Origin of the sequence: Pseudomonas oryzihabitans (genome assembly GCF_032027545.1) — a bacterium.
GTDB classification, from domain to species: Bacteria; Pseudomonadota; Gammaproteobacteria; order Pseudomonadales; family Pseudomonadaceae; genus Chryseomonas; species Chryseomonas oryzihabitans_F.
Map to the genome: position 1 here is coordinate 76,243 of NZ_JAVSJB010000009.1, position 16,917 is coordinate 93,159.

15 protein-coding genes are annotated in these 16,917 nt (G+C 65.3%); 7 read left to right on the forward strand and 8 right to left on the reverse strand.

What is annotated here, in order from left to right:
* Window positions 1-3: 3 nt before the first annotated feature.
* A complete protein-coding gene (locus RND78_RS16520) occupies window positions 4-639 on the forward strand; it encodes a LysE family transporter (RefSeq protein WP_312730341.1) in 636 nt (211 codons plus the stop codon).
* A gap of 211 nt (window positions 640-850) precedes the next feature.
* Here RND78_RS16520 and RND78_RS16525 read toward each other — a convergent pair whose 3' ends face one another.
* On the reverse strand, window positions 851-1,615 hold the full coding sequence (locus RND78_RS16525; protein ID WP_312730343.1) for an SDR family NAD(P)-dependent oxidoreductase: 765 nt from the start codon (window positions 1,613-1,615) through the stop codon (window positions 851-853).
* A 100-nt stretch (window positions 1,616-1,715) separates the two neighbouring features.
* Between RND78_RS16525 and RND78_RS16530 the strand changes: the two genes are divergently transcribed.
* Window positions 1,716-2,177, forward strand: coding sequence for a YaiI/YqxD family protein (locus RND78_RS16530; protein ID WP_312730345.1), 462 nt, complete (start codon window positions 1,716-1,718; stop codon window positions 2,175-2,177).
* On the opposite strand, the gene RND78_RS16535 is transcribed toward RND78_RS16530, so the two are convergent.
* Together RND78_RS16535 and RND78_RS16540 are read right to left on the reverse strand one after the other, a co-directional pair.
* Window positions 2,174-4,297, reverse strand: a complete 2,124-nt coding sequence (locus RND78_RS16535; RefSeq protein ID WP_312730346.1) for an EAL domain-containing protein — start codon at window positions 4,295-4,297, stop codon at window positions 2,174-2,176. The two genes, RND78_RS16530 and RND78_RS16535, sit on opposite strands and share 4 nt — an antisense overlap.
* Before the next feature lie 120 nt (window positions 4,298-4,417).
* A complete protein-coding gene (locus RND78_RS16540) occupies window positions 4,418-4,972 on the reverse strand; it encodes a DedA family protein (RefSeq protein ID WP_312730347.1) in 555 nt (184 codons plus the stop codon).
* Window positions 4,973-5,235: 263 nt separating this feature from the next.
* On the opposite strand from RND78_RS16540, the gene hemB reads away from it, so the two are divergent.
* Window positions 5,236-6,258, forward strand: coding sequence for a porphobilinogen synthase (gene hemB, locus RND78_RS16545; protein ID WP_058760323.1), 1,023 nt, complete (start codon window positions 5,236-5,238; stop codon window positions 6,256-6,258).
* A gap of 9 nt (window positions 6,259-6,267) precedes the next feature.
* On the forward strand, window positions 6,268-8,490 hold the full coding sequence (ppk1, locus tag RND78_RS16550) for a polyphosphate kinase 1 (protein WP_312730351.1): 2,223 nt from the start codon (window positions 6,268-6,270) through the stop codon (window positions 8,488-8,490).
* A 1,053-nt stretch (window positions 8,491-9,543) separates the two neighbouring features.
* Here the strand turns inward: ppk1 and ppx are convergent.
* The 5 genes from ppx to RND78_RS16575 all read right to left on the reverse strand — a co-directional run bounded on the left by ppx (window position 9,544) and on the right by RND78_RS16575 (window position 13,972).
* Window positions 9,544-11,043 carry an exopolyphosphatase gene (gene ppx / locus RND78_RS16555; protein WP_312730354.1) on the reverse strand — a complete coding sequence of 500 codons (1,500 nt, stop codon included), beginning with the start codon at window positions 11,041-11,043 and terminating at the stop codon, window positions 9,544-9,546.
* A 112-nt stretch (window positions 11,044-11,155) separates the two neighbouring features.
* Window positions 11,156-11,887, reverse strand: coding sequence for an amino acid ABC transporter ATP-binding protein (locus RND78_RS16560; protein ID WP_059230506.1), 732 nt, complete (start codon window positions 11,885-11,887; stop codon window positions 11,156-11,158).
* On the reverse strand, window positions 11,874-12,524 hold the full coding sequence (locus tag RND78_RS16565) for an amino acid ABC transporter permease (RefSeq protein WP_312730517.1): 651 nt from the start codon (window positions 12,522-12,524) through the stop codon (window positions 11,874-11,876). The genes RND78_RS16560 and RND78_RS16565 overlap by 14 nt, the downstream gene beginning before the upstream one ends.
* Complete coding sequence (locus tag RND78_RS16570; RefSeq protein ID WP_059230508.1) at window positions 12,521-13,186, reverse strand: amino acid ABC transporter permease; 666 nt, start codon at window positions 13,184-13,186, stop codon at window positions 12,521-12,523. Before RND78_RS16570 ends, RND78_RS16565 begins: the two co-directional genes overlap by 4 nt.
* Before the next feature lie 3 nt (window positions 13,187-13,189).
* On the reverse strand, window positions 13,190-13,972 hold the full coding sequence (locus RND78_RS16575) for a transporter substrate-binding domain-containing protein (protein WP_312730360.1): 783 nt from the start codon (window positions 13,970-13,972) through the stop codon (window positions 13,190-13,192).
* Between the two features lie 266 nt (window positions 13,973-14,238).
* On the opposite strand from RND78_RS16575, the gene RND78_RS16580 reads away from it, so the two are divergent.
* The 3 genes from RND78_RS16580 (at window position 14,239) to rho (ending at window position 16,859) form a co-directional block, all read left to right on the forward strand.
* On the forward strand, window positions 14,239-14,934 hold the full coding sequence (locus RND78_RS16580) for a FadR/GntR family transcriptional regulator (protein ID WP_312730361.1): 696 nt from the start codon (window positions 14,239-14,241) through the stop codon (window positions 14,932-14,934).
* Window positions 14,935-15,044: 110 nt separating this feature from the next.
* Entirely contained in the window at window positions 15,045-15,371 is a 327-nt protein-coding gene (trxA, locus tag RND78_RS16585) for a thioredoxin TrxA (RefSeq protein ID WP_058760317.1), read from the forward strand.
* 225 nt (window positions 15,372-15,596) lie between these two features.
* Window positions 15,597-16,859 (forward strand): transcription termination factor Rho, encoded by a 1,263-nt coding sequence (rho, locus tag RND78_RS16590; protein ID WP_312730362.1) that lies wholly within the window; start codon window positions 15,597-15,599, stop codon window positions 16,857-16,859.
* Window positions 16,860-16,917 lie beyond the last annotated feature (58 nt).

The window sequence follows — 16,917 nt, forward strand, 5'->3', positions numbered from 1 at the left end:
TCCATGAGTCTGCAGGTCTGGACCGGTTTCTTCATCGCCTGCTGGTTGATCAGCCTCTCGCCCGGGGCAGGAGCCATCGCCTCCATGAGCGCCGGCGTCAACCATGGCTTTCGCCACGGCTACTGGACGGCGCTCGGCCTGCAACTGGGGTTGGCCTTGCAGATCGCTGTGGTCGCCGTGGGCGTCGGCGCGCTGCTCGCCACCTCCCAGCTGGCCTTCACGCTCATCAAGTGGTTCGGCGTGGCCTATCTCGCCTACCTGGCCATTCGCCAATGGCGCGCGGCGCCGCTGGACCTGGGCGAGCAGGTGGTGGGTGAGCGCCTGCCACCGCGCATCGTTGTCCTGGTGCTGCGTGGCTTCCTGGTCAACGTGAGCAACCCCAAGGCGCTGATCTTCCTGCTCGCGGTGCTGCCGCAATTCGTCGATCCCCACGCCCCCCTGACCACGCAGTACCTGATCATCGGCCTGACCATGATCAGCGTCGACCTGATCGTGATGGCCGGCTACACCGGCCTGGCCGCGCGGGTGCTGACCCTGCTGCGCACCCCACGGCAGCAGCGCATCACCAACCGGGTATTCGCCAGTCTCTTCGTCGCCGCCGCGGCGCTGTTATCCACGGTGCGCCGCGCCGCGGTCTGAGAGCCTGTTCAAGGCCTGCTGCGCGTCGGCCAAACTGCGTCGGAAAGACCCAGGACCGCTAGCCCGGCCTGGGCGGCCCCGTCGCAATGCTCATTTGCCATTTGTAAACCTGAGCGTGGGTCCGATCCGCTTCCTCAGCTCTTTTCGCGGGGCTGCCTGGGCCTGGTTTGGCTCTAGCTCGCGAGCCTTTGAATAGGCTCTACAGCGGGCGCTACCAGACCACCGGCTGGCCCTGCCAGTCCCAGAAGCTGCCGGTATCGGCCGGGGTGCGCGCGGCCAGCACCTCCAGCAGTCGCTCTGCCGCATAGGCTGGCGTGAACAGCTGGTCGGCCGGTACCCGTGCCTGGAAGGGGCGTGACAGGGCCGTGTCGGTGGTGCCGGGATGCAGGGCCAGCACGCAACTCTGGGGATTGAGCCGGGTGAGTTCGATGCTGGCGCAACGCAGCCCCTGGTTGAGCGCGGCCTTGGCCATCCGGTAGCCATACCAGCCACCCAGATGATTGTCACCGATGGAACCGACCCGCGCCGACAGCGCCGCGATCTGGCAGGGGTGCTGACCCTTGAGCAGCGGCGTCAGCTGACGGATCAGCAGCAGCGGCAACACGGCATTGGCCAGATAGCTTTCCAGCAGGCCGGCCTGATCCACCTGCGCCAGACTTTTCTCGGCGCGGGCATGCTCGCCTTGCAACAGGCCCGAGGCGCACAGCAGCAGATCCAGGCGTGGCGTCTCGTCCGCCAACCGGGACGCCAGATCGGTTGCGGTTAGCGGATCGAGGTCGAGCCGGCGCAGCCGTGCGCCATGCCGCTGTTCCAGTGCCGCCAAGGCCTCATGCGTCTCGGCATGGCGCGCGCAGGCCCAGACCCGCATGACGTCGTCGCGGGCCAGTAGCCGTTCGCACAGGGCCCGGCCGAGGCCGCCGGTGGCGCCATACACCAGGGCCTGGGCGGGTTGCTCCAGGCGTTGCCAGAAGGTCATTGGGGATCTCCAGTCCGGTCGCTATCCCTTCCGACCACGGCCCTGTACTGGGGTGCGCCGCGCAAGCGCGGTATCCTGGGCTTTTGCCGGAGATCTTCCCGTGATCCTGTGGATCGATGCCGATGCCTGTCCGCGCGCCGCCAAGGAGCTGGTCTGCAAGTTCGCCCTCAAGCGCAAGCTGGAGGTGGTGCTGGTGGCCGGCCAGCCGCAGATCAAGCCACCCTTCGCCTGCGTGCGCCTGGTGGTGGTACCCAGCGGCCCTGACGCTGCCGACGACCATCTGGTCGAGCAGGCGCAGCCGGGCGACCTGGTGATCTGCAGCGATATTCCCCTGGCCGATCGACTGCTGAAGAAGGGGGTGGCCGCCCTCGACCCCCGTGGCCAGGAGTTCGACGAACGCAACATGGGCCAGCGCCTGGCCATGCGCAACCTGATGACCGATCTGCGCGACCAGGGCCAGATGGGCGGAGGCCAGGCCGGTTATGGCGACCGGGACCGCCAGGCCTTCGCCAATGCGCTGGATCGCCTGATCACCCGGTTGCAGCGTGAAGCGACCAGCTAGGCCGGCAGCGCGGTGACGCTGGCCTGTTGCTGCAGCCAACCTCTGAGTTGCGGCAACGGGACCGGGCGGCTGAACAGATAGCCCTGCATGAAATCGCAGTCGTTGGCGTGCAGGAAGTCGCGCTGTTCGGCGGTCTCCACCCCTTCTGCCACCACCTTGAGCCCGAGCTTGTGTGCCATGGCGATGATCGCCGCGGCGATGGCCATGTCGTTGTCCTGATGGGGAATGGTACGCACGAAGGCGCGATCCACCTTGAGCGAATCCACCGGCAAGCGGCTGAGGTAAGCCAGTGACGAGTAGCCGCTGCCGAAATCATCGATGGAGACCCGTACGCCAAGGGTGCGGATCTCGCCGATCACCTCGATGGCCACGTTGAGGCTGTGCATCAGGGCGTTTTCGGTGACCTCGAGGATCAGTGCCGAAGCGGGCAGGTCTTCGGCCTGCAGGGCCCTGGCGATGGACTGGGGGAGCAGGCGATCGCCGAGGTTCAATGCCGAGCAGTTCACCGAGACCCGCAGATCGCGATAGCCCTCGCGGTGCAGCTGGGCGATGTCGGCGCAGGCCTGGCGCATGACCCAGCCATCGAGATCGCCGATCAGGCCGGTCTCCTCGGCGACGCGGACGAAGCGTTCCGGGCTCAGGGCGCCCAGGGTCGGATGCTGCCAGCGTACCAGGGCTTCCAGTGCCACCGGTCGGCCGTCGGGGACGACGATGGGCTGGTAGGCCAGGTGCAGACCGCCCTGGGCCAGGGCGTGACGCAGATCCATCTCCAGGCTGAGCAGGTCGTCGGCCTCGCGCTGGAGTTCGTTGGCGAATCTCTGGCTGCGGTTGCGTCCGCTGCGTTTGCAATGGCCGACCGCCAGGCCCGCGCTGCGCAACAGCTGACCGGCATCGGTGCCGTCCTGGGGATAGTGGGCGATGCCCAGACTGAAGGTCATGGCGATGCGTTGCCCGGCGAGTTCGAAGGGCGGGCGCAGCTGCTCCAGCAGGCGCAGGGCCAGCGGCTGGCTGTCGCCACGGGTACCCAGCGGCAGCAGCAGGCTGAATTCATCGCCGGCATAGCGCGCCAGCGGCAGATCATTGTCCAGCACCGCCCGAATCCGCTGCGCCACCTGCACCAGCAATTCATCGCCCAGGGCATGGCCGAGGCTGTCGTTGATGCGCTTGAAGTGATCGACGTCCAGCATCAGCAGGGCGAATTGCTCGTCGTTACGCGCCTGGCTCACCGCGCGGTCGACGGTCTGGATGAAGCTCGAGCCGTTGAGCAGATGGGTGAGGGGATCGTGCAGGCTGATCTGGTCGAGGGTGGTGGAGACGCGCTCCAGGCGCAGGCGCTGGGCGTGGAAGCGCTCGCCGGCCCAGGCGGCGAGTAGGCCAGCCATGATGATGAAGAGGGTGCCGATGGCGATGCCGGTACCCAGCTCCAGGTGCTGGATCATGCCTGGCGAGTCCTCCGGCACGAAGCCGACGGGGACGGCCAGCGTCAGGGCGGCCATGCCGGTGAAGTGCATCGAGACGATGGCGAACCCGAGGCCCAGGCTACCCAGCAGGCGCAGCCAGACGGTCCGCAGGCCGGTCCGGCCGCGCAGCCGGAAGGCCAGCAGCAGGGCCGCCAGCGACGCCAGGCTGGCGATCACCACGGAGACCGCGACCAGCAGCGGATCGTAGATCTGCTGGGCCACCGAATGCATGGCCAGCATGCCGGTGTAGTGCATGGCGGCGATGCCCAGGCCGGCGGCCAGGGACGCGAGCAGGTACTGCGGCGCGCTGAGGGACTCGCGCCCGATGAGGTGCATCACCGTATAGGACACCGCGATGGCGATCAGCAGCGAGGTCAGGGTCTGCAGCGGGTCGTAATGCACATGGATGCTGATCTTGAACGACAGCATGGCGAGGAAGTGCATGGACCAGATGCCACCGCCCAGGGCGATGGCGCCGATCAGCTTGGCCAGCTCGCTGCCGCGGCGGGAACGGCTGGTGGTCACCCAGTCGGCCATGGCCAGGGCGGTATAACCGGCAGCACTGGCGATGAGGTACGACAGAAAGACCAGCAGGCCTTCGTATTCGTAGGCCCCCAGGACCTGGTGGCCCGCAGGAAGCAAGGTGGAGAAATTCAGCATGCTCAATCGCCAGCTTGCCGCAGGAGGCACGAGAAAAGGGGACGATATTCAGGACATCGGCCGCAAGGACCGCGTCTTTAATTGTACCGACGAGCGTAGGGGTGCGGGAGATGGCAGGCGCTAGGCCTTGGGCGCGCGGCTGCGCCGCCACAGCCAGAGCAGCAGGCCGATCACCACGAAGCCGCCCAGCACCATCAGCTCGTAGCGTTTGAGATTGCCCAGCACCCCCTCCAGCACGGCGCCGAAATGATAGGCGGCGTAGCCCAGCACGGTCGCCCAGACGATGGCGCCGATGCCGTTGAGGACCAGGTAGCGTACGGGCGGATAGCCGGACAGGCCGATGGCCACCGGCATCACGGTGCGCAGGCCGTAGACGAAGCGAAAGCTCAGGACCCAGAGGTCCGGGTGGCGGCGGATGTGGGCCAGGGCCTTCTCGCCGGCCGCTTCCCACTTGGGTTTGCGCGCCAGCAGCTTGCGTCCGTGGCGCCGGCCGAGGAAGTACCACAGCTGGTCGCCGGCGTAGCTGCCGCAGAAGGCCACCAGGATCACGGTCTGGATGTTCATGTACTCGCGAAAGGCGAGGAAGCCGGCCAGCACCAGAATGGTTTCGCCCTCGAAGAAGGTTCCTAGAAAAAGGGCGAAATAGCCGAAATCATGGAGGAATTGCTGGAGCATTCGGCACTACACGAGGCGGAAAGAGATGGCGCAGCCTACCCCGGTTGCCGTCTGGAAAGAAAGTGTGACGGGCTTCCGTCCGCCGGACGCCGAGCGGTCGCCCGGTGTTTTCACTGCGACCCTGTGTCACGCCGGGTCCGGCTGGCGTCTGCCTTGGATAGGACCTATAGGCACACCATATTGTCATCTGCTGTTACCAATCGGTCATGATTGTGGCCTATAACCCATCACACTGACCCGTGATCCGGGTCCGGGAGTCGATCGTGAGTTTTACCCCCATCAGCCGCAGCTACCCCGCCACTCGCATGCGCCGTCAGCGTCGCGACGATTTCTCGCGTCGCCTGATGCGCGAGCACGTGCTAACGGTGGATGACCTGATCCTGCCGGTCTTCGTGCTGGACGGCGAAGGCCGCCGCGAGGCCATCCCCTCGATGCCCGGCGTGGAGCGGCTGTCCATCGACCTCTTGCTGGAAGAGGCCGCCGAACTGGTAGCGCTGGGCATTCCCGCCGTGGCCCTGTTTCCGGTCACCCCCGCCGAGCGCAAATCCCTGGATGGCGCCGAGGCCTACAACCCGGACGGTATCGCCCAGCGCGCCACCCGCGCCCTGCGCGAGCACTTCCCCGAGCTCGGCGTGATCACCGACGTCGCCCTGGATCCCTTCACCACCCATGGCCAGGATGGCATCCTCGACGAGCGCGGCTACGTGCTCAACGACGTCTCGGTGGAGGTACTGGTCAAGCAGGCGCTGTCCCACGCGGCGGCGGGTGCCCAGGTGGTCGCCCCCTCGGACATGATGGACGGTCGCATCGGCGCCATCCGCGCCGCCCTGGAAGACGCCGGCTATCACAACGTGCAGATCATGGCCTACTCGGCCAAGTACGCCAGTGCCTACTATGGGCCTTTCCGCGACGCCGTGGGCTCGGCCGCCAACCTGGGCAAGGGCAACAAGGCCACCTACCAGATGGACCCGGGCAACAGCGACGAGGCGCTGCACGAGATCGCTGGTGACCTGGCCGAGGGCGCCGACTCGGTGATGGTCAAGCCCGGCATGCCCTACCTGGACATCGTCCGCCGGGTGCGCGAGGAATTCCGCGTGCCGACCTTCGTGTACCAGGTGAGCGGCGAGTACGCCATGCACATGGCCGCGATCCAGAACGGCTGGCTGTCCGACGCCGTGATCCTCGAGTCGCTCTTGGCCTTCAAGCGCGCCGGGGCCAACGGCATCCTCACCTATTTCGCCAAACGCGCCGCCCAACAACTTCGCCAGGGGCCTTCGCGTTCCTAAGGAGCTTCAATGAGTAGCCAGGGTTTCGTCGAAACCGATCTGCAACAGCCCGTCACCGCCGAGTCCCTGGAGACGCCGGAGGAGGCGCTGGGACTGGACGCCGAAGTACCGGCGCCGGTGGCCGAGGTGCCTGCTACCCCCGCCGTGCCAGCGGCCAACGTGGATGACAGCAGCCTGTACATCCATCGCGAGCTGTCGCAGTTGCAGTTCAACATCCGGGTGCTGGAGCAGGCCCTCGACGAGTCCTATCCGCTGCTCGAGCGGCTCAAGTTCCTGCTGATCTTTTCCAGCAACCTGGACGAATTCTTCGAGATCCGCGTCGCCGGTCTCAAGAAGCAGATCGCCTTCGCCCGCGAGCAGGCCGGCGCCGACGGCCTGTTGCCGCACCAAGCGCTGGCGCGGATCAGCGACATCGTCCACGGCCAGGTGGAGCGCCAGTACGCCATCCTCAACGACGTCCTGCTGCCGGCCCTGGCCGAGCAGCAGGTCCGCTTCATCCGGCGGCGTTACTGGGATACCAAGATCAAGGCCTGGGTGCGCAAGTTCTTCCGCGACGAGATCGCGCCCATCATCACCCCCATCGGCCTGGATCCGACCCACCCCTTCCCGCTGCTGGTGAACAAGAGCCTCAACTTCATCGTCGAGCTGGAGGGCATGGACGCCTTCGGCCGCGATTCGGGCCTCGCCATCATCCCGGCGCCGCGCCTGTTGCCGCGGATCATCCGGGTGCCGGAGGAGGTCGCCGGGCCCGGCGACAACTACGTCTTCCTGTCTTCGATGATCCATGCCCACGCCGACGATCTCTTCCCCGGCATGAAGGTCAAGGGCTGCTTCCAGTTCCGCCTGACGCGTAACGCCGACCTGTCGGTGGACACCGAGGACGTCGATGACCTGGCCCGTGCCCTGCGCGGCGAGCTGTTCTCCCGGCGCTATGGCGATGCGGTGCGCGTCGAGGTGGTGGACATCTGCCCGAAACACCTCACCGACTACCTGCTCAAGCAGTTCAATCTGGGCGAAAGCGAGCTGTACAAGGTCAACGGGCCGGTCAACCTGACCCGGCTGTTCTCCATCACCGGGCTGGACAGCCACCCGGAGCTGCAGAACGCTCCTTTCACCCCGACCATTCCCAAGCTGTTGCAGAAGAAGGACAACCTCTTCAACGTGCTGGGCAAGCTCGACGTGCTGCTGCTGCACCCCTTCGAGTCCTTCACCCCGGTGATCGACCTGATGCGCCAGGCGGCCAAGGACCCCAATGTCCTCGCCATCAAGCAGACGCTCTACCGCAGCGGCGCCAACTCCGAGATCGTCGACGCCCTGGTGGACGCGGCGCGCAGCGGCAAGGAGGTGACCGCGGTCATCGAATTGCGCGCGCGTTTCGACGAGGAATCCAACCTGCAGCTGGCCAGCCGCCTGCAGCAGGCCGGCGCCGTGGTCATCTATGGCGTGGTGGGCTTCAAGACCCACGCCAAGATGATGCTCATCCTGCGCCGCGAGAACGGCGAGCTGCGCCGCTACGCCCACCTGGGCACCGGCAACTACCACGCCGGCAATGCCAAACTGTACACCGACTACAGCCTGCTGACCGCCGACGTGGCCCTTACCGAGGACGTGCACAAGCTGTTCAACCAGTTGATCGGCATGGGCAAGACCCTGCGCATGAAGAAGCTGCTGCACGCCCCCTTCACCCTGAAGAAGAACCTGCTGGAGATGATCAACCGCGAAGCGGTGGCGGCCAGCGAGGGGCGTCCGGCGCAGATCATGGCCAAGGTCAATGGTCTGACCGATCCCAAGGTCATCCGCGCCCTCTACAAGGCCAGCCAGGCCGGGGTGAAGATCGACCTGGTGGTGCGCGGCATGTGCTGCCTGCGTCCGGGTGTACCGGGCGTGTCCCACAATATCCAGGTGCGCTCCATCATCGGTCGCTTCCTGGAGCACAGCCGCATCTACTACTTCCTCAACGGCGGCGACGAGAAGCTCTATCTCTCCAGCGCCGACTGGATGGAGCGCAACCTCGACATGCGCGTCGAGACCTGTTTCCCGGTGGAAGGCAAGAAGCTCATCAGCCGGGTCAAGAAGGAGCTGGAAGGCTATCTCACCGACAACACCCAGGCCTGGGTGCTGCAGGAGGACGGCAGCTACGTGCGGCAGTCGCCCACCGGCAACCAGAATGCCCGTAGCGTGCAGGCGACGCTGCTGGAGCGGTTGGCCAGTCCGGTGGTGAATACGCGCTGAGGGAGTTTCGGGCCCATGCTGCTGTGGCCATGGTCGGTTTCGTAGGTTGGGCTGAGCGGGAGCGAAGCCCAACGATGCGGGGCGCTTAATTCTGCGCCTTGAGTGTTGTGGGTGCCTTAGCTACTTATCGAGCTTTGCCGATACTTCTTGTTTCGCCGACCCGGGCGACTCACTTTTCTTTGTTTGCGCAAAGAAAAGTAAGCAAAAGAAAGCGCACCCCAACGTTTCGGCCCTCCGCTACGCTCCGGCTGATTCGCTTCGCTCACCCTTCGGGCCAGCCTGCGGCTCTTACTCCGCTTCGCTACGTTTCCCTCGCTCCGGTGCCGCTCCGGGGGCATGGTACGAAGGGGCCTCCTGCCCCTCGCGCCTTGCTCGGCGTCCTGCCTCGCAACCCCCCTGCGCGACACCTACACTCGGCCTCACTGACGGGGACGGGGCGCAAGCCTGAGGCTGTAGTATTTACAGGAAAAGCCAGAGCGATTCGTAGCGTGGAAAACCGCGCAGCGTTTTCCACTGGCAGCTCCTCAATTCCTCAATCGCCGAAGCCCAGCCCTTGTAGGAGCAACGTCTTTATCGCGGCCATGGGCCGCTCCTACGGATCTGGGAACACCCGTAGGAGCGGCCCATGGCCGCGATTCAGCGGTGTCAGGTCGTGGTGGCGTTTTCCATAAATGAGCTTAGTCTTGAACAGTGGACAAGGCTTCGCCGTTGTCCACGCTACGGGCTCTTCAATCAACACGTTCAGGCTAGCGAATCGCCCCTTTCAGCGGGGCGAGCGCCAGTGTCGTGGAGTGGACCGACCCCGGAGCGGCGCTGGCGTGAGCGGAGCCGTAGCGCAGCGGAGGGCCGGATGGTGGGGCAAGCGTTTTTGCTTACTTTTTCGCGACTGAAAAAAGTGAGTCGCCCGGGTGGGCGAAACAGAAGACCCCCGAACGCTCGATAAACAGCCTGGGCACCCATAAGTCCGAGTGTTCAGAGTTGGCTTCAATGCACAGAGCTGAGGCCTGCACCGTTGGGCTTCGCTCCGCTCAATCCAATCTACGAAAAACTCCCTCAGCGCACACTCAACCGATACCCCACCCGCTCCAACCACTGGGCTTCCTGTTCGAAATCGGCCTGGGTCAGCGGATTCTCCTCCAGCCAGCCATCGGGGAATTGCACGTCCAGGCTGCGCTCGCCGGCGCTGAGCTGCACGTCCGGGATGCTCTTGTGGCGGATGTGGTGAAAGAGGATGGCGAAGCGCAGCAGCAGCGTCAGGCGCAGCAGCGGCTCGCCTTCCGGGCCGAGTTCCTGCAGGCGCTCGACGGGGATGTTGCGGCGATGGCCGCGGACCAGCAAGGCCAGGGCCTGCTGGTCGCGGCGGGAGAAACCGGGCAGGTCCGAATGTTCGATCAGATAGGCGCCGTGCTTATGGTACTGGTAGTGGGCGATGTCCAGGCCCACCCCATGCAAGCGCGCGGCCCAGCGCAGCAGTTCCGCGTGGTTCTCGTCGGTCAGGCCCCAGGCCTCGGCCACCTGTGCCAGGGACTTCAGGGCACGCTTTTCCACCCGCTCGGCATGGCGCTGGTCCACGTGGTAGCGCTCGGCCAGGGCCTTGAGGGTACGTTCGCGGACGTCCTCGTGGCTATGCCGGCCGATCATGTCGTAGAGCACCCCTTCGCGCAGGGCGCCTTCGGACAGGTGGATGTCCTGGAGCTCGAGGGCCTTGAACAGGGCTTCGAGGATGGCCAGGCCGCCCGGCAGGATGGCGCGGCGATCCGGCTTCACGCCGTCGATGTTGAGCAGGTTGATGTCGCCCTGCTTGAGCAGCTTGCGCTTGAGCCACTCGATACCGTCCGGGGTGATCTCGCCGTTCCCGCGACCGGCGGCCTGGATCGCCAGGGCCACCGCGCGAATGGTGCCGGAGGCGCCCAGGGCCTGGTGCCAGCCCATCTCGCGCAGGCCCTGATCGATGTTCATCAATTCCAGGCGCGCGGCGGTGTAAGCGCGGGCGTACTGGGCCGCGGTGATCTTGCCGTCGGCGAAGAACCTCTTGGTGTAGCTGACGCAACCCATCTGCAGGCTCTCGCGCTGCAGGGTCTCGAAGCGCTGGCCGATGATGAATTCGGTGCTGCCGCCGCCGATGTCGGTCACCAGGCGGCGGCCGGGCACGTCGGGCATCGAGTGGGACACGCCCAGGTAGATGAGGCGAGCCTCTTCACGACCGGAGATGACCTCGACCGCATGGCCGAGTACGGCTTCGGCGCGCTGGATGAATTCGGCACGGTTGCGCGCCTCGCGCAGGGCGTTGGTGCCCACCACACGCACGGCGCCGCGCGGCATGCCGGCGATCAGCTGGGCGAAGCGGCGCAGGCAGTCCAGGCCACGCTGCATGGCTTCTTCGCTGAGCAGTCGGGACTCGTCCAGGCCGGCGGCCAGCTGGATCTTCTCGCCCAACCGCTCAAGGATGCGGATTTCCCCGTGGGAATTGCGCGCCCGGACGATATGGAAGCTGTTCGAGCCCAGATCGATGGCGGCGATCAGTTCATGGGGGTCGGCTGGCGAAGGCTGCATCTGTGAGGCTCTCGGCGATAAACCGCGCCATCGTGCCAGCTAGCCGGTGACGGCTTCAAGCGCACAGCGGTTACGGTTGCGCAAACCGGCAGAAAAAATAGGGTTTTTCGCCTCAGGAAGCCACCTGGCCAATGAATTGGGCCAGTTCCGGCGTCTGCGGCCGCGCGAACAACTCCTGGGGATGACCGCTTTCGTGCACCTTGCCCTGGTGCATGAACACCAACTTGTCGCCCACTTCGCGAGCGAATCTCATCTCGTGGGTGACCATGATCAGCGTCATGCCCTCGCTGGCCAGCTGCTTGACCACCGCCAGCACCTCGTTGACCAGTTCCGGGTCGAGTGCCGAGGTGATCTCGTCGCACAGCAGCACCTTGGGCGACATGGCCAGGGCGCGGGCGATGGCCACCCGTTGCTGCTGGCCACCGGAGAGGCGGTCCGGATAGCTGTCGAACTTCTCGCCGAGGCCGACCCGCTCGAGCATCTGCCGGGCCAGGGCACGGGCCTCGTCCTTGCTGGTCTTCTTGACCACCTGGGGCGCCAGCATCACGTTCTCGCCCACGGTGAGGTGCGGGAAGAGATTGAACTGCTGGAAGACCATGCCGACCTTCTGCCGCAGCGAACGCAGATTGACCCGCGCTGCGTCCAGGTACTCGCCATCCACCTCGATGACGCCGTCGTTGATCGACTCCAGGCCGTTCAGGGTGCGCAGCAGGGTGCTCTTGCCCGAGCCGCTCTTGCCGATGATGGCCACCACCTGGCCTTCTTCGACGGTCAGGTCGATACCCTTGAGCACATGGTGATTGCCATAGTGTTTGTGCAGGGCGGTCACTCTAAGCAGCGGCATGCAGTCTCCTTTCCAGCCAGCGAGCGGCCAGTGACAGCGGATAGCAGAGGATGAAATAGCCCAGGGCGGCTAGACCGTAGACGGTGAAGGGCTGGTAGGTGGCGTTGGCCAGCATGCCGCCGATCTTGGTCAGCTCGGTGAAGCCGATGATCGAGGTCACCGCGGTGCCCTTGACCACCTGCACCGAGAAGCCCACGGTGGGCGCCACGGCGATGCGCAGCGCCTGGGGCAGGATGACGTGGCGCAGCTGCTCGAAGCGCGTCATGGCCAGGCTTTCCGAGGCTTCCCACTGGCCGTGGGGGATGGCCTCGACGCAGCCGCGCCAGATTTCGGCCAGATAGGCGCTGGTGAACAGCGTCAGGGCGATCCCGGCGGCCAGCCAGGCGGGAATCTCCAGGCCCAGCAGCGAGACGCCGAAGAACACCAGGAACAGCTGCATCAGCAGTGGCGTGCCCTGGAACAGCTCGATGTGCAGCTTGGCCAGCAGTCGGGGCGCCTGCAACGGCGAGAGCCGCGCCCAGAGCACCAGCAGCCCGGCCAGCCCGCCGCCGGCGAAGGCCGCCAGCGACAGGATGAAGGTCCAGTACAGCCCGGTACCCAGGTTGCGGACGATATCCCAGAGGGTGAAGTCCATCAGCGGCCTCCCTGGATGAAGCGCCGACCGATCCAGTGCAGCAGTTGGCGCACCCCGATGGCCATGACCAGATAGAGCAGGGTGGTCAGCAGGTAGGTCTCGAAGGCGCGGAAGTTGCGCGACTGGATGAAGTTGGCGGCGAAGGTCAATTCCTCGGTGGAGATCTGCGAGCAGACCGCCGAGCCCAGCATCACGATCACCACCTGGCTCGACAGCGCCGGCCAGACCTTGGCCAGGGCGGGCCTGAGGATCACGTGGCGAAAGGTTTCGGCGCGAGTCATGGCCAGCGCCGCAGCGGCCTCCAGTTGGCCCTTGGGCACGGCCTGGATGCCGGCGCGGATGATCTCCGTGGAGTAGGCGCCCAGGTTGATCACCATGGCCAGTACCGCGGCCTGCCATTCGCTGATGTGCACGCCCAGCGACGGCAGGCCGAAGAAGATGAAGAACAGCTGGATCAGGAAGGGCGTGTTGCGGATCAGCTCGACGTAGATGCCGAACAGCCGGTCGAAGGGCTTGAGCCGCCAGGCGCGGCAGACTGCGCCAAGGGTGCCCAGGGCGATGCCCAGCACCGCACCGATGGCGGTCAGCTCCAGCGTGAACAGGGCGCCCTTGAGCAGCAGGTCACCCTGCTGCAGTACCGGCTGGAAGTCGAACTGATAGGCCATGCCTTACATGTCCTTCGGCAGGGGTTGGCCCAGCCACTTCTCGGCCTGGCGATCCAGGGTGCCGTCGGCGCGGGCGGCGTCGAGGATGCCGTCCAGCTTGGCCTTGAGCGCCGGCTCGTTCTTGGCGAGACCGATGTAGTTGGGCGAATTCTTCAGGGTGATCTTCATTTCCGGTGCGCGCTCGGGCTTCTTCTCGGCGATGGAGGCCATCACCGAGCTGCCGCTGGCGATGAACTCGGTCTGGCCGGCGAGATAGGCGGCGATGGTGGCGTTGTTGTCCTCGAATCTCTTGATCACCGCGTCCTTGGGCGCCACCTTGCTCAGTTCCATGTCCTCGATGCCGCCACGGGTCACGGCGATGGTCTTGCCGGCCAGCTCTTCGGGCTTGCTCAGGGCGCTGCCCTTGGCGCCGAACACGCCGAGGAAGAAGGGCGCATAGGGCTTGGTGAAATCGATGACCTGCTCGCGCTCGGGATTCTTGCCCAGGCTGGAGATGACCATGTCCACCTTGCCGGTGGTCAGGAAGGGAATGCGGTTGGTGCTGGTGACGGGCGTCAGCGCCAGCTTCACGCCGAGTTTGTCGGCGACCAGTTGGGCGGTGTCGATGTCCAGGCCGCGGGGCTTGAGGTCGGGGCCGACGGTGCCGAAGGGCGGGAAGTCCTGGGGTACGGCGATGCGCACCGTGCCGCGTTGCTGGATGTCGGCCAACTGGTCGGCCTGGACGGGGGCGTGCAGGGCGGTCAGGCCCAGGGCGAGCAGGGAGAGGGCGGTCCAGCGCTTGAGCATGACGAGACTCCGGAAATGGGATGGATGGCCCTGCTCAGTGCATTTCATGTGCCAGCCACCCCTTGGGTGGGCACAAAGGCCGCCGATACGGGCGATTGGTCTTACTGGTCTGAACAGTTGCTGGGCTCCTGCGCCGGCGTTGCCTGCCTGTGTGAGCCGCTTTGGTGCGCGGCTGCCGCGGCGTGCTCCGCCATGGGGCCGCACTTGAAGTCGGCGGAAATTGGGCATAAAAGGCGAGCTTCCGGACTGACTGGCCTGACCACGCCATGCCCCTCGCTGCGACCCGTGCCGTACCCCAATATGCCGTCGAGGCCATTCGCCGGCTGATCGAGACCGAAGGCTATGCCCCCGGCGCCGCACTACCGGCGCAGCGCGAGCTGGCCGAGCGGCTGGGCGTCAGTCGCGCCTCCCTACGCGAGGCGCTGTCCACCCTGAGCGCCCTGGGACTGGTCAGCGTGCAGCCCGGGCGCGGGGTCTATGTGCAGGAGACGACGCAGGCCGCGGATGGGCTCTGGCCCTTCGCCGGCGAGGTGACGGCGGCCCATGTCTTCCAGCTGCGCTTCGCCCTGGAAGGCTTCGCCGCCGGCCTGGCCGCCGTGACCCTGAGTCCCGCCGACCTGGATCGGCTGGAGGACAATCTCGACGCCCTGCACCGTGCCTTGAAGGCCAATGAGCTGGAGCAGGCTGCCGCCCTGGACTTCGACTTCCACCGCCAGTTGCTGCTGGCGGCGGACAACCCGGCCATGCTGGCGGTGATCACCACCAGTCCCGAGCGCTTCCACGAAAGCCAGAAACTGCCCTTCGTCCGTCCGGAGCGAGCGCTGGAAACCTGGCAGGAACACCGCCGTATCGTACGCGCCCTGGCGCGACGATCCCCGGCGGCGGCACAGAAGGCCATGCGTGAACATATCCGCAACGCGGCCCTGCGCAGCGGAACCCCGTTCCCGGTGCCCGCTGTCTAATATCAATACTGGTCATAGCCACCATCAATGTTCGAACGCTTTCGAAGTGGCCACGGCAGGGCTATCATGGCCGCACTTCATGAAGTCGCACCCGAATTCGGAGAGAGTCAATGAGCGAATACATCACCAACGTCAGCGACGCCAGCTTCGAGCAGGACGTGCTGAAGTCCGAGAGCCCCGTGCTGGTCGACTACTGGGCCGAATGGTGCGGTCCGTGCAAGATGATCGCCCCGGTCCTGGACGAAATCGCCAAGGACTACCAAGGCAAACTCAAGGTCTGCAAACTGAACATCGACGAAAACCAGGACACCCCGCCCAAGTACGGCGTGCGTGGCATCCCGACCCTGATGCTGTTCAAGAACGGCGCGGTCGAAGCCACCAAGGTCGGTGCCTTGTCCAAGTCGCAACTGGCCGCCTTCCTCGACGCCAACGTCTAGGAATCAGCCGAAAGCCCCGCCATGCGGGGCTTTTTTCTGTCCGAACGGCTGGACGCGCACCCATGCAGGTGCTAGATTCCAGCCCACGCCCCCATCAGCGGGTCGTCTTCTCATCTGCTGTAGCCGTCAGTTCTCCTCTTCAGAACGCATCCCGCGAAGCTACTCTCGCATCCGGCCGCTCAGCTCGAATCCCTCCTTCGCCTCTTCTCACGTCAACATACGTCTATGAATCTGACCGAACTCAAGCAAAAGCCCATCACGGAACTGTTGGAAATGGCGGATGCCGCGGGCTTGGAAAACATGGCCCGGTCCCGCAAGCAGGACATCATCTTCGCGCTGTTGAAGAAACACTCGAAAGGCGGCGACGAGATTTCCGGGGATGGCGTGCTGGAGATCCTGCAGGACGGCTTCGGCTTCCTGCGTAGCGCCGACTCCTCCTACCTGGCCGGCCCCGACGACATCTATGTCTCTCCCAGCCAGATCCGCCGCTTCAACCTGCGTACCGGCGACACCATCATCGGCAAGATTCGTCCGCCGAAAGAGGGCGAGCGCTACTTCGCGCTGCTCAAGGTCGACACCATCAACTTCGACCGTCCGGAAAACGCCAAGAACAAGGTACTGTTCGAGAACCTCACGCCCCTGTTCCCCAACAAGCGCCTGACCATGGAAGCCGGCAACGGCTCCACCGAAGACCTCACCGGTCGGGTCATCGACCTCTGTGCCCCCATCGGCAAGGGTCAGCGCGGTCTGATCGTCGCGCCGCCCAAGGCGGGCAAGACCATCATGCTGCAGAACATCGCGGCCAACATCACCCGCAACAATCCCGAGTGCTACCTCATCGTGCTGCTCATCGACGAGCGCCCCGAGGAAGTGACCGAGATGCAGCGTACCGTGCGCGGTGAAGTGGTGGCCTCCACCTTCGACGAGCCGCCGACCCGCCACGTGCAGGTCGCCGACATGGTGATCGAGAAGGCCAAGCGCCTGGTCGAGCACAAGAAGGACGTGGTCATCCTGCTGGACTCCATCACCCGTCTGGCGCGTGCCTACAACACCGTGATCCCCAGCTCCGGCAAGGTGCTCACCGGTGGTGTCGACGCCCATGCCCTGGAGAAGCCCAAGCGCTTCTTCGGTGCCGCGCGGAACATCGAGGAGGGCGGCAGCCTGACCATCATCGCCACCGCGCTGGTGGAAACCGGCTCGAAGATGGACGAGGTGATCTACGAGGAGTTCAAGGGCACCGGCAACATGGAGCTGCCCCTGGAGCGCCGGATCGCCGAGAAGCGCGTCTTCCCGGCGATCAACATCAACAAGTCCGGCACCCGCCGCGAAGAGCTGCTCACCGACGAGGAAGAGCTGTCGCGCATGTGGATCCTGCGCAAGATCCTGCATCCGATGGATGAGATCGCTGCCATCGAATTCCTGCTCGACAAGTTGCGCCAGACCAAGACCAACAACGAGTTCTTCGACTCGATGAGGCGCGCCAAATAAGGCGAAGTCGCTGACGAAAGGCCGGGATTTCCCGGCCTTTCGCGTTTCTGGCGCCAAG

What these genes read in the sequence shown, in the direction of transcription:
- RND78_RS16520 (WP_312730341.1), top strand. Translation starts at nt 4, where the DNA reads ATGAGTCTGCAGGTCTGGACCGGTTTCTTCATCGCCTGCTGGTTGATC.
- RND78_RS16540 (WP_312730347.1), bottom strand. Translation starts at nt 4,972, where the DNA reads ATGCTCCAGCAATTCCTCCATGATTTCGGCTATTTCGCCCTTTTTCTA.
- RND78_RS16560 (WP_059230506.1), bottom strand. Translation starts at nt 11,887, where the DNA reads ATGCCGCTGCTTAGAGTGACCGCCCTGCACAAACACTATGGCAATCAC.
- RND78_RS16535 (WP_312730346.1), bottom strand. Translation starts at nt 4,297, where the DNA reads ATGCTGAATTTCTCCACCTTGCTTCCTGCGGGCCACCAGGTCCTGGGG.
- ppx (WP_312730354.1), bottom strand. Translation starts at nt 11,043, where the DNA reads ATGCAGCCTTCGCCAGCCGACCCCCATGAACTGATCGCCGCCATCGAT.
- RND78_RS16525 (WP_312730343.1), bottom strand. Translation starts at nt 1,615, where the DNA reads ATGACCTTCTGGCAACGCCTGGAGCAACCCGCCCAGGCCCTGGTGTAT.
- RND78_RS16580 (WP_312730361.1), top strand. Translation starts at nt 14,239, where the DNA reads ATGCCCCTCGCTGCGACCCGTGCCGTACCCCAATATGCCGTCGAGGCC.
- rho (WP_312730362.1), top strand. Translation starts at nt 15,597, where the DNA reads ATGAATCTGACCGAACTCAAGCAAAAGCCCATCACGGAACTGTTGGAA.
- ppk1 (WP_312730351.1), top strand. Translation starts at nt 6,268, where the DNA reads ATGAGTAGCCAGGGTTTCGTCGAAACCGATCTGCAACAGCCCGTCACC.
- RND78_RS16570 (WP_059230508.1), bottom strand. Translation starts at nt 13,186, where the DNA reads ATGGCCTATCAGTTCGACTTCCAGCCGGTACTGCAGCAGGGTGACCTG.
- RND78_RS16575 (WP_312730360.1), bottom strand. Translation starts at nt 13,972, where the DNA reads ATGCTCAAGCGCTGGACCGCCCTCTCCCTGCTCGCCCTGGGCCTGACC.
- trxA (WP_058760317.1), top strand. Translation starts at nt 15,045, where the DNA reads ATGAGCGAATACATCACCAACGTCAGCGACGCCAGCTTCGAGCAGGAC.